We start from the raw sequence: 11,283 nt of genomic DNA on the forward strand, positions 1-11,283 counted from the left end.
AAAATTTTTATTTCAACATTCTGTCAAGATGACTAATCTTACTTTTAAAACTCATTAATTGTCGTTGAATTCTTAGGTTCGAAACTTACAATTACGTTCTGAAAGCATATTCAGCGGCACAAATCAGATCCTGTCGTGAGCCTTTTAATGATTATCTTAGGAATATCTTTACTCATTGCTGTCAGCATTGACATTATAAAAACCGTAATTTTCATAGACGGAAGTGGAACATTCTCTAAATTTCTAGCTGCAGGTATTTGGCAGATCTTTTATTTTATCGGCGGTAAAAAAGGAAGTTCCAAGGTATTAACTTTTGCCGGGGGAACAATTTTAATTGTCCTGGTACTTTTCTGGATCTTGATGATCTGGGGAGGATATAGTCTAATATTCCTTTCCGATCCAGATTCAGTGGTAGACACAACTACTAAAAAACCGGCTTCTACTATAGGGAATATATATTATGTTGGATATACTTTAACTTCTCTGGGTAATGGAGACCTTAAATCAGGGTCTGATTTTTGGCGAATTATATCTAACATAATGGGAATTAGCAGTATGTTTTTTACTACACTGGGAATTTCCTATGTCTTACCTGTGCTACAGGCGGTAATCGCTAAACGTAGCCTTGCCATTTACATTACTAAATTGGGAAGAACACCGAATCAGATTATTAAAAAAGGATGGAATGGTAAAAGCTTCAGCGCTCTTTACGATAGATTTACCACATTGGAAAACATGCTTTTACAACATTCGGAACGGCATCTTGCCTATCCCGTGCTACATTATTTTCATTCTAATTATAAAGATTATTCAGCACCACTTCGGTTAGCAGCCCTTGACGAAGCAATAACTATTCAGGAAATCTTTGAACTTGATAAGACAGACCAAGCCTACAACTGGAATGCGCTGAGAGGAGCCATGGATAATTACATAGTTAGGCTTGACAATACTTTTACCGGATCCCCAGATAAAGCACCACCTTTCCCCTATGAGAATCCTTTAAATAATTCTACTGTCTTAGAAAATGGGAAAGAAGAAGAATTGCGGCAATACCAGCAACGGAGATGTAAACTATTGGGGCTTATAAATAAAGATGGTTGGGAATGGGAAGATCTATTAAGTTAAAATCTTGGGAAGCAGATATCACTCAGCAGGAGTAAAACTATAGTTGCCTTAAAATCTCTCTAAAATATAGTATCAATTTTAATCATAGTTAATTTTATTTTACCAATGAACAAGAGCAAATCTAATAACAGGGGGCATAAGGCGAAAACACCAAAGGAAATTCCAACAAGAGGATGGAAGGATATTGCGAAAAGAGTGATAGATCAAATCTCTAAAGATCATGTCCAAATAGTTTCAGCAGGAGTGGGGTTCTATTTTTTTATATCACTTTTTCCTACAATTATTGCAGCCATTTCTATTTATAGCCTCATAATTGATACCGCGCAAATACAGGACCAGCTTGCTATGCTTAACAGCTTATTGCCTGCAGAAGCTTACCAAACAGTAGAACAAATTGTCGAGCCCATTCTTCAAAAATCAGATCAAACCCTTAGTTGGGGTTTAGGCTTAAGCATTCTTTTAAGTTTATGGAGTGCTAACAAGGGGACTTCAGCTTTGTTTGAAGGAATAAATATTGCTTATGACGAAGAAGACGAAAGAAGCTTCTTCAAAAAAACAGCGATTACGCTAACCTTCACATTAGGTCTTATTCTTGCCGGACTGTTAAGTTTATTATTAGTAATATTTTTCCCTGTTCTTGTAGGTAACCTTGGCTTATCTACCACAATATCTTCAGTGATTACCTGGGGACGTTGGCTTGTCCTGGGGCTGCTCCTCATTTTTTCACTGGGTTTAATTTACAAAATCGCTCCACATCGAGATAATCCCCGATTTAGATGGGTTTCATGGGGAGCAGCCTTATCAAGCTTTATGTGGATAATTGGTTCCATACTATTTTCGTGGTATGTGAGGAATTTTGGAAGTTACGGCGACGTTTACGGCAGTTTTGCTGCCGTGGTCATTCTTCTTTTGTGGTTATTCCTTACTTCTTTTATTGTGCTATTAGGTGCGGAAATAAATTCGGAAATGGAACATCAAACCAGCAAAGATACCACCATTGGAAAAGAAGAACCAATGGGACAAAGGGAAGCTTACCACGCAGATAGGGTAGCAGGCAAAGATAAAGGTGCTGATGCATAAAATTGATTTAGTATTAGTAGACTAGAAAATAGATAGAATTAAAAAAGGTCCATCTTCCCAGATGAACCTTTTTCAAAAATATTTGGAAATATTTCTGAACCTAAGAAATAGTAGATAACAGGCTACCTCCAATGGCCGCAGCGGCAGAAAATATTGCGCTGGCTACTAACCACCAGGCTGCTGTTGCAGCTGTTTTTCTGGTGTGTTCCGCCTGGATTACTGCTTTACGTTCCATCATTTTCATTCTGCCTTTGGCAGTTTCTTCTATTTCCTCAATTTTAGCCAATACTTCTCCGCGTGCACCTTCAATAGAATCTACTACTTTATCAATACCCTTACGATCAATATTTGTATTGTTGGTTACAAGGCTTATAAGCTTATCCCTATCCATGTTTTGAAGCCTGGCTTTAACTGTATCAAGGCTATCCTCCTGGTTATCCATCTTGCCCTGAACAATACTCTTCAATTTAGAAAAATCAAGGTTAGATGAACTACCAGAAGCCCCTCCTAATCCTGCCAGTGCTGCCTGAACTTTTGAAACTACACCATTGTCTGCGTCACCTGTAGTATTGCCTTTTAACTGAAGGCTTACCTTTCTTATGGTCTTTTCTGCCTTATCGGCATACTGCTCTGCCTGCATCCTGCTAAGAGAGGTATTTTGGGTAAGAAAAGTAATTATGGTATCCCTGTCTATTTCTTCTATTTTACTACCGAGCTTACCAGCCTCAACTTTAGGATTTTTAATTATCTCCTTCATCCTCTTTTCCAATTCTTCGGAATCCATTTGATCAGAATTGTCCTGGGAAAGTAATTGTTTGATTTTATTTACGTAACCTTTTACTTCTTCCTCTTCAGCCGGGGTAAATTTAGCAATTACCTTTTCAGCTTTTTCTTCGTTGGTATCACCTTCGCCATAAGCTTCTTTAAATTCCTTCTGAAGTTTTTGCAATTGCTCTTTCTTACTTTTATCCTGTTCAGAATCATCAGAACTCTCATTTATAGCTTTGCTTAATACTCTCTGAACTGCCATCCATTTACCGGGGCTACTGCTGCTGCCAGAATCCTGTTTCTGAGTGGACTTATCTACAGAATCGTTCACTATTTGCTGGATATCATTTTTCACCTTTTCATAATCAGGCGTTTTCTGATCGACTTTTGAGAAAAATTCATCTATAGAGTCCTCTAAAAACCCGGAATCAAAATTATTTTGAAATTCCTTTCTTACCTTATCTATGGTATTCTCTGCGACATGTTCTATCTGCTTTTCCTTTGAAGGGGTAAACATACTCTTTACCGCGTCCCCGGAGGCACGTAAACCTGCAGTAGCCGTATTAATAAGCCCTCCAACCAGCGTGTTCACAACTCTGCTTTCCAGGTAAAAAAGAATAATGAAAAAAGTTGCCCAAATTACCAGCCCTAAAGTAATGCTGATCAAAACACTGGTAATAAGACTTAGGTTTATCGCCAGGGCTGTTGCGCCAAATAAGGACAATGCCACGGTAATGGTGCTCCAGACCCCAAAGCCCGTACTAACCATAACTCCGGTTGATGAGCTACTACCGCTATTGCTCTCGTCGTGATTTCCCTCCTTGAAATTATGTTTCCCACTGGTATGATTTTTACTTTGTACATAAGATTCCTTCACATCTCCTATTGCGGTAATGCCAGCAGCTACAGAGAGAATAGTAAGGATAAACTGAAATCCAAGAGCCAGCAAGACCCCCGCTATAACAGCTATAAAAAATTGCGGCGTTACTACTGATTCTGTTAACAAATCTATTTCTCTTTCCTGTGCCTGGAGGGCAGGCATCCCACTGCCTACAATAAAAAATGCAGTTAATAGTAAATTTTTCATCTTGTAATTTTAATTGGTTATAAAACAACATAATTAGAATTATTGATGGAAAATCTTCCTTTAAAGATTGTTAATTAACAGCACATTATGAGCTATTTATGATGTTTACAATCAAGCACTTAAAAAAATCATAAAGATAGATTTGTTTTCATTTTCCACTTGCAAAGAGGAGAAGTCGCGCCAAAAAATATGAGGAGCAGCATCCTCATGTTTTACCACCTGTATCTTCAAGAGTCCAGGTACAATCCGCAGCACCTATGAGGAATAAAAAGTAAATCCGAACATTTGGAGCATCATTTCACAGCATAGGGCGCATCCTATTTATATTTTACTGTAAATTTTTAACTGTTTTCAAGGCTTTCCAGAGCATTTACTGTAAATAGTGGCTAATTTGCCACAGGGCCATTTGTCATGACAAATCCTAATTTTGATCTTCCAGCCACTGGCAATACTCCTCTTTAATTTATAATATAGGTGAGCCAAATTCTATTAGAAGAAAATTATATAAACCAGGATTCCATTTAGAATCAAAGAAGCGGTAAAGAGCGTTAGAGCCCATGCCGGGTAAGCCTTTGCCTTTTTAATTTTATGGCCGAGACTATTCATTTCCCGGCTGTGGGAATCCAGTGCCTTTTCGATTTTTTCCTGCTGTTGCTTTAGGGCATATTCCAGACTGTTGCTATCAATAGCCAATTTTTCCTGCTGAATTTTCTCCAGTTTTTCCACCGTCTTTTCAAACTGGCTGATTTCTGAAACCAGCAATTCACTAAGTTGTTCCAATTTTGCCATGATTTTAAATTTAAAGCCCCATGCCTATATCCAGGCCTTTGGAGATAACTTTCTTAATAACGTGTTTGGCTATAGCCTTGACCATTCCTGTGGAGAGCTCGACTGTTTTCCCTGCTAATTTTAATTGAGTATTTTCTCTAAGGAAGTTCGGTATTGTTTTCCCTGAAGCCAGGCTTTTACCAATATTACCACCCGTCATGGAACGGTGCACTTCACTACCCTTTAGGTTGAAGTTGTCAAACTCAAAGCGAAAGCCCTGGAGCTTATCCGCTTTGTTGATGCAGGGAATGACTTTTAGCCCGTTTGTTTCCATCCCTTTGATATAATCTTCAAAGCTGCGCGGCCTGAACTGTTTCATGGTAAGATCGTGCCTTCTCTTTATTTCAGTTCGTATGGAGGAGAGATTCATTTCTTTTTCCCACTGCACCTGTTTAACCGTGGTGAGCTGCATCCTTTCCGCCACTTTCTCTGCAGCCTGTTGGCTGCGTTTGCCGATAAAGCTATCATTGTAGGCCTGTCCTTTAAAATCAATACGGTTTACATAAAGATGAATATGCTTATGTTCTTTATTAGTATGTACAAAAGCAATTGCCTGGCGGTCTTTTAGGTTCATTTCCTTCATAAATTCAGCGCATATCCTGGAGAGTTCTTTCTTATCAAGGTGTTTTCCATCTTCTATGGTAGGACTTAGTACAAAGGAAAGCGTATTGTTTTTGCAATTCTGGTTGAGCTCCTGGGTAAACCGGAATTCTGCGGTCACTTCATTAGGAGAATCGGTAGTAAGATTTTGGGAGAAGATCACCTGGGCATCTTTTTCCTGGTTCCAGCCGTACTGCATGGAAGCCCTTGTATGCGCTATTGCTTTTCCTTTGCCAATCATTTTTTTACATTTTGAAGGTGGGTTTTAATCTCTTCGGCCAGCTTATAGATTTCCCGGGAGAGTTCAGGGTCCTTTCTGCGGAACATATTCCCGATTGACTTGAAGTTGTTATGAAACTTTGAAAGCGTTTTATAGATCTCGATATGATCCTCGGAGAGGCGTTCCTTGATTTCTTTTTCATAGGCCGCCCTTCTGCAAAATTCACTTAAGGAAATTCCGCTGTGCCTGGCTTTTATTTTGAGCAGCTTCTTTTCATAAATGGAACACCGGAATTTTATGTTTTGGCTTTTCCCCTTAAACCGCTCCTTTTTTTTATTGCGACCATCGGGAGCAATCAAGATTGTGCCCACAGGCACACATCTTGAATTATCATCCAAATTTGAGAAGGATATAGGAAGGTCCTTCTCGTCCTGCTTAGTTTTTAAAGCCACCTCTTTAGGAATTACATCCTGATCCTTTCCGTGGAGTTCATTTTTCTGTTTGACATTTTTCATCTTTCAGTTTATCGTTTAGATCTACATATCCGTTATAAAGAGCACTGGAGTCAGTGACATTATCATAAAGGTTTAGAAGCTCCTGAGTAGCTTTTTCTCCTGCAGCATCATGATCCAGGAAGAGCAATACTTCCCGGTAGTATGGAATAAGTTCTTCAATGTCTTTAAGGAAAGAAAGGGAATTAAGCACCATAACATCTGAAGCCATGACCAGTTCCTCATTTAAAACAGCAAGGGAAAGAAAATCAAAAATGCCTTCTGTTACGAGCAGTCGATCTGAAGAATGATCGATAAAACTGTATGATTTAGGAGAAGAGGAGTTCTTATAATATTTATTCCGAAGCTCCCATCCTCCCAGGCTGTTCTCTAATCCTATGGCAAAGTATTCCCTGTTGTTCAACCGGTACCAGATTTCTTTACAGTACAGCCGGGCAATTTCAAGAGGAATGTTCCTGGAGCGTAAATAGCCTTTTAAAGCAAAATGTTTTAAAGTTCCTATACCTATGACTTCAATTTTGTTTTCAGAATGCAATTGTGGCTTAGGCACATGAAAACAAGGAATAATAGTATCTGCCTTTAGAAATTCCATTGCTTCCTTTACAGAACAGGATTTCATTTCCATGATCAGATCGATAACAGAACCTCCTTTTCCAATTCCGAAGTCATACCATAAATTCTTCATTAAAGAGACGTTGAAAGAGGCTTGGGTTTCTGACCGAAGGGGACTCAGAAACCAAGCTTCTTTTTCCGTTGTCTTGCTGGGGAAGTGCCCTAATTTTGCCAGCGTTTTTACGATGCAAAGATTACGGGCGCTTTCACAGCTCATTGCTACTGTTCTTTCTGTTTTCATTATTGATTTTTCTATTTTCTGAATTAAATGCCATCCAATCCCCCATTCCCACTTCATCATTATTTTTTGATGAAAAAACGATGAGGAAAACGATGAGGCGGAAAACCCTTGCTATCACTGGTCTTATTTATATTTTCTCATCATTCATCAAAAAAAAAGAAATAACCTAAAGATGTTTCCCAGTGTGGTGCGCTCTAAATGACCCGGAATGATGCTGATCTGATGGAAAAACCTTTACATACAGGCTTCCCCAGGCGTATCAATTTTGCATCATCTCAGTATTTTTCTGTTCTTCCCCAAAGCGCTGCAGTAAAAATGATTTTGTAACAGTATAGTACCGTCCCTTTGCAGGTGTTAATCCAAGGCCACCCTCCAGCCACATGATCATCTTCTGATAGCTTAGGGAGTTGTCCTGGTTGGTTAGCTTCCATTCCTTTTTTAGGATCTGCCGCAATTGCGTTAAATCGGTTTTAATCCGAGTTCGGTTTAAAACATACAAAGCATCCATGGGGCAAATAGCTACTTCGTCTACTTCACAAGTTTCCATAAGGCTTAAGAGAATACTGGCCAGTTCCTTTTCGACACGGTTCCGGTTATTTTGCATCAAATTCGCCAAAGCATTAGTGCGCACCTCTTCCGGAGTAAACCACATTCGTGTTCTATGTGTAGTCGTTAATTTTCGGTGTTCCAGGTAGTAGAGAAAAGCCGGAATTTCTGCTTTAAGATCTTCTAAAAAATGTGTTTCTTCTTTTTCCAGGGAAGGGATTTTCAACACCCAAAATCGCGTTTCCTCAGTGTCGATCTTAATGAAGTTATCTTCATTGTTGCTGCAGAGAATAAATTTGCTAAAGAATTCCACCTCCCGCTTGTCTTTGCCTTTAGCTTCGAGCTTGTTAAAATCGGTGGTGCTTAGGTATTTGATGCGTTCGGTAAGTTCTTCCTTATTAAACAGCACTTCATCAATACAAATCAGAAGTTTATTTGCCCAATCGGCATTAAACTGGCTGCTGAAATTATCATTGGTAAGGTAAGTCAGGTTGTTATCAAAAATGGCTTTTAACCATTTAAGGAAAGTTGTTTTCCCGGTAACTCTTTCTTTAGATACCAAACAAAGTATAGGTAACATCTGCAGCGGTTTTAAATATAACAGTTGCAGGTAATCAAATCCCAGCTCTACCTGGCTCCCGAAGATATGATTCATAAAGCGCAGGGAGATCTCAATTTTACCTGCCTGGGGAGTATGAGGCAAAGGAGAATAGGTGTTGTAAAACCCATGGAATTCCTGTTTAAAATCCGTATGACTGGGAAGACATGCAAAACCATCATATCTTTTAATGGCGCCGATAAAAGCTTTACCGTGATCATTACGTAGCGTTTCGATATTCCATGGAACCAGGGTTTCATTAAAACTCCCGGTAATGGTGGGCAGCTGTACTATTTTATAATAGCAGGTACCCACCCTGATGTAGGATAACTTTTTCATCTTTAAAAGTTTTTGAAATTAGTAAAGGCTAAACCTACTTCCGGTTTTTTAGCAGCTTCTGGTTGAACTGTTGTTCCAGGAATTCATCAGAAAGCTCAGGTTCTCCCAGTAGCCAGGCATCTATCTTATCCTTGTCAAAAAACTTTTGACGGATATTGGGGTTGTTCCCCATAGGGATAAGCCGCAGATGCGTAAGCTTATAGATCTTGCTTTTGGAAAGTCCGGTATATTGTGCCAGGTCTTCCACGTTCATTACTTTTTTAGTGTGGGAGAGTAAGACTTTAATTTCTTCCAGTAAACCCACCACTTCTTTTTGCTCATTCATAACGATTAGCATTAAAATTAGAGAATGAGTAAAAGGCCTTTTACATTTTTGCGCAGGACAAACTTAGGAAAGCAAATACCTGTAAAACAATAGGATAATGCAAATAAGAAGGAAATTACGCTATAATTATTCTTTGCCGAGCAGCTGCCGGATGAATTTTCGCTGATTGCGGGAATTAATTTTTTCCTGGTCATTCTTCCAGGTGGAAAAACTGGTCTTTAAGGTGTTTTCTTTTAGCGGCTCATTGTTCATTAAAAAAGAATCCATGAGCAAATTGAAAAAGCTGCGCTTGCGCTCCCCGGTAAGATCCTGGATACCACCAACCACCAGTTCATCAAAAAGAACGAAGAGAATACGATGATTGGCGGAGTCCCCGCTTTTATTACCTATGGTAAAATTGATCTTTTTCCTGACTCGTAATCCTTTCATGAGCCGGAGGAATTGCTCTTTTGACTCCTTGTCGAGATGCAGTAACTCAAACCTCACCTGGAATTTCTTTATAGAAACTATCTGGAATGGATGTCGCCCTGTTTCCAAATGTTTTTCCGATTCATAGAATATGGCTACCCAAATAAGGATCAAAAGCATTATGCTAAAGAGGATCAGGAAAATAACGTAGTTATCGATAATAGAACGGACGCCGAAGAAAAGGCTGAAACTTAAAATAAAAACAACGAAAGTAGAAAGGAGAAATAGAATAAGATTGGTGGAACTGCGCTGTACTTTCTCCTCCAGGAAATAATTTATTCCTGACCGCCATCTGGCCAGCACCTTTCCGGCATTGAGAATAAACTTTTCCATGGCAACAGGTTCAACCTAATAAATATAGCCAAAAGAAACTTTAGGAAGAAGTACCAAAATGCACCAAGTGATAATAATCTAAATGGATTAGGCAACGGAGCGGCAGAACTTGATAATTTGAACGATGTATTTTTAGAATATATTACAACATTTTAATTCAAAAAATCTCTAAAATTATCTCTATTAATAATAGTGACTCTCGCATCATAGGTTTCTGAAAACTTCTTTGGTATTTTTATTTTGTTTTTTTGTTTCCAATTGATCTCAAAGCCTTTCAGTATCGCAGCTTCTTCTTCAACGTAGTCTATTTCCTGTTGTTGCACGGTTCTCCAAAAATATCCTTTAGAAAGGGAACTGTTGTAAGCCCTAAATTTTAAACGTTCAGCTATTAAGAAGTTTTCCCACAGATTTCCTTTATCCTGTCTATTGTCCATAGGCGTTAGATCACCAATTATCATATTTCTAACACCGGTATCGTAGAAGAAGATTTTTTGATTGGTTTTAATTTCGTTCCGTAGGTTCCTACTGAAGCTTGGGAGCTTGAATATTACAAAAGCTTGGCAGAGCAGGTCAATGTAGGCTGCGACCGTTTTTTTGTCAATCCCCAACAATTGGGATAATTCGTTATAACTCACCTCACTGCCAATTTGAAAGGCAAGGGCTCTTAATAATTTCTCCAGTACTTCTGGTTTTCGAATTCCTCCATAACTCAGGATGTCTTTATATAAATAGCTATCGGTAAGTTGTTTCAGAATATCTTTTTCTTCTCCAAAGTTATTAATCACATCGGGATACATTCCGTAGACTATCCTTAATTCTAATTGTTGCTCAGCTTTAAGAAATCCTATATGTGATTCAAATTCTCCCCAGGAAATAGGATACAGCTGATATTCCCATTTTCTACCTGTAAGCGGCTCTTGAGTCTGGTCGTTTAATTCGAAGGCTGAAGAACCACTAACCAGGAGTTGAACCGAATTTAATTGATCTGTAATTAATTTGAGAGTGAGCCCTATATTATCTATGCGTTGGGCTTCGTCTACAAATACTATTTGGTGAGTTCCAATTATATTTTTGAGTTGTTCTAAGTTAGGATTGGAAAGTAATCTTCTAACTGTGGGATCATCTCCATTTAAAAAAAGATATTCTTTCCCTTCCAGTAATTTGTTGAAAAGAGTTGTCTTACCAACTTGTCTGGGGCCAATTAAAAGAATTGCCTTACCGGTCCCAAAGCGTTTTTCAATTTTATTCTCTAATGCTCTTTTTATTATATTCAGAGATTGTATTCCCTAAATATAATAATATTTAGGGATTATATTCCCCAAATATTATATTTAAGTATCATTTTTCTGAAGGAAAAATAGCTTATTCAATATGAATGCTATTAATTAAAGTTAATTGAATTTAGAAAAGCGAGTAAGAAAAGGAACTTAGACAAATTCTAAGATCCTCAAAAAAGTGAATATGATGGAAGCTCGTCGAAGAAGAAATTGATAAAGTCTCAACTAACGATAAAAAGAAATATGAAAAAATTTGTTGTACCTATGTTGTACCCATCAAAAAAACAAAGCCTTTCGATTTCTCAAAAGGCTTCATTTTGCTCC

At 38.3% G+C, this 11,283-nt stretch carries 11 protein-coding genes; 2 read left to right on the forward strand and 9 right to left on the reverse strand.

What is annotated here, in order from left to right:
• Positions 1–147: 147 nt before the first annotated feature.
• Together RM529_RS14245 and RM529_RS14250 are read left to right on the forward strand one after the other, a co-directional pair.
• Entirely contained in the window at positions 148–1,125 is a 978-nt protein-coding gene (locus RM529_RS14245; protein ID WP_311485437.1) for a hypothetical protein, read from the forward strand.
• 105 nt (positions 1,126–1,230) lie between these two features.
• Positions 1,231–2,205 (forward strand): YihY/virulence factor BrkB family protein, encoded by a 975-nt coding sequence (locus RM529_RS14250; protein WP_311485438.1) that lies wholly within the window; start codon positions 1,231–1,233, stop codon positions 2,203–2,205.
• Between the two features lie 100 nt (positions 2,206–2,305).
• On the opposite strand, the gene RM529_RS14255 is transcribed toward RM529_RS14250, so the two are convergent.
• The 9 genes from RM529_RS14255 to RM529_RS18255 form a co-directional block, all read right to left on the reverse strand.
• Positions 2,306–4,060, reverse strand: a complete 1,755-nt coding sequence (locus tag RM529_RS14255) for a hypothetical protein (protein ID WP_311485439.1) — start codon at positions 4,058–4,060, stop codon at positions 2,306–2,308.
• A gap of 489 nt (positions 4,061–4,549) precedes the next feature.
• Positions 4,550–4,849 (reverse strand): DUF6730 family protein, encoded by a 300-nt coding sequence (locus tag RM529_RS14260; protein ID WP_311485440.1) that lies wholly within the window; start codon positions 4,847–4,849, stop codon positions 4,550–4,552.
• Positions 4,850–4,859: 10 nt separating this feature from the next.
• Positions 4,860–5,729, reverse strand: coding sequence for a relaxase/mobilization nuclease domain-containing protein (locus RM529_RS14265; protein WP_311485441.1), 870 nt, complete (start codon positions 5,727–5,729; stop codon positions 4,860–4,862).
• A complete protein-coding gene (gene mbpA / locus RM529_RS14270; RefSeq protein ID WP_311485442.1) occupies positions 5,726–6,223 on the reverse strand; it encodes a mobilization protein MbpA in 498 nt (165 codons plus the stop codon). Before mbpA ends, RM529_RS14265 begins: the two co-directional genes overlap by 4 nt.
• Positions 6,198–7,133: a DUF8464 domain-containing protein gene (locus tag RM529_RS14275; protein ID WP_311485443.1), complete on the reverse strand. Its 936-nt coding sequence runs from the start codon at positions 7,131–7,133 to the stop codon at positions 6,198–6,200. Before RM529_RS14275 ends, mbpA begins: the two co-directional genes overlap by 26 nt.
• A gap of 199 nt (positions 7,134–7,332) precedes the next feature.
• The gene (locus RM529_RS14280) at positions 7,333–8,556 is read right to left on the reverse strand and encodes a DUF5906 domain-containing protein (RefSeq protein WP_311485444.1); all 1,224 of its coding nucleotides are present in this window, start codon (positions 8,554–8,556) and stop codon (positions 7,333–7,335) included.
• A 34-nt stretch (positions 8,557–8,590) separates the two neighbouring features.
• Positions 8,591–8,881: a helix-turn-helix transcriptional regulator gene (locus RM529_RS14285; protein ID WP_249600029.1), complete on the reverse strand. Its 291-nt coding sequence runs from the start codon at positions 8,879–8,881 to the stop codon at positions 8,591–8,593.
• Between the two features lie 126 nt (positions 8,882–9,007).
• Complete coding sequence (locus tag RM529_RS14290) at positions 9,008–9,682, reverse strand: hypothetical protein (RefSeq protein WP_311485445.1); 675 nt, start codon at positions 9,680–9,682, stop codon at positions 9,008–9,010.
• Between the two features lie 152 nt (positions 9,683–9,834).
• Positions 9,835–10,965, reverse strand: a complete 1,131-nt coding sequence (locus tag RM529_RS18255; RefSeq protein WP_489752737.1) for an ATP-binding protein — start codon at positions 10,963–10,965, stop codon at positions 9,835–9,837.
• Positions 10,966–11,283 lie beyond the last annotated feature (318 nt).

The organism is Autumnicola edwardsiae (assembly GCF_031846505.1).
GTDB classification, from domain to species: Bacteria; Bacteroidota; Bacteroidia; order Flavobacteriales; family Flavobacteriaceae; genus Autumnicola; species Autumnicola edwardsiae.

Coding starts and splice junctions, on each gene's coding strand:
- RM529_RS14255 (WP_311485439.1), bottom strand. CDS start 4,060: ATGAAAAATTTACTATTAACTGCATTTTTTATTGTAGGCAGTGGGATG.
- RM529_RS14245 (WP_311485437.1), top strand. CDS start 148: ATGATTATCTTAGGAATATCTTTACTCATTGCTGTCAGCATTGACATT.
- RM529_RS14280 (WP_311485444.1), bottom strand. CDS start 8,556: ATGAAAAAGTTATCCTACATCAGGGTGGGTACCTGCTATTATAAAATA.
- RM529_RS14275 (WP_311485443.1), bottom strand. CDS start 7,133: ATGATGAAGTGGGAATGGGGGATTGGATGGCATTTAATTCAGAAAATA.
- RM529_RS14260 (WP_311485440.1), bottom strand. CDS start 4,849: ATGGCAAAATTGGAACAACTTAGTGAATTGCTGGTTTCAGAAATCAGC.
- RM529_RS14265 (WP_311485441.1), bottom strand. CDS start 5,729: ATGATTGGCAAAGGAAAAGCAATAGCGCATACAAGGGCTTCCATGCAG.
- RM529_RS14285 (WP_249600029.1), bottom strand. CDS start 8,881: ATGAATGAGCAAAAAGAAGTGGTGGGTTTACTGGAAGAAATTAAAGTC.
- RM529_RS14290 (WP_311485445.1), bottom strand. CDS start 9,682: ATGGAAAAGTTTATTCTCAATGCCGGAAAGGTGCTGGCCAGATGGCGG.
- RM529_RS14250 (WP_311485438.1), top strand. CDS start 1,231: ATGAACAAGAGCAAATCTAATAACAGGGGGCATAAGGCGAAAACACCA.
- mbpA (WP_311485442.1), bottom strand. CDS start 6,223: ATGAAAAATGTCAAACAGAAAAATGAACTCCACGGAAAGGATCAGGAT.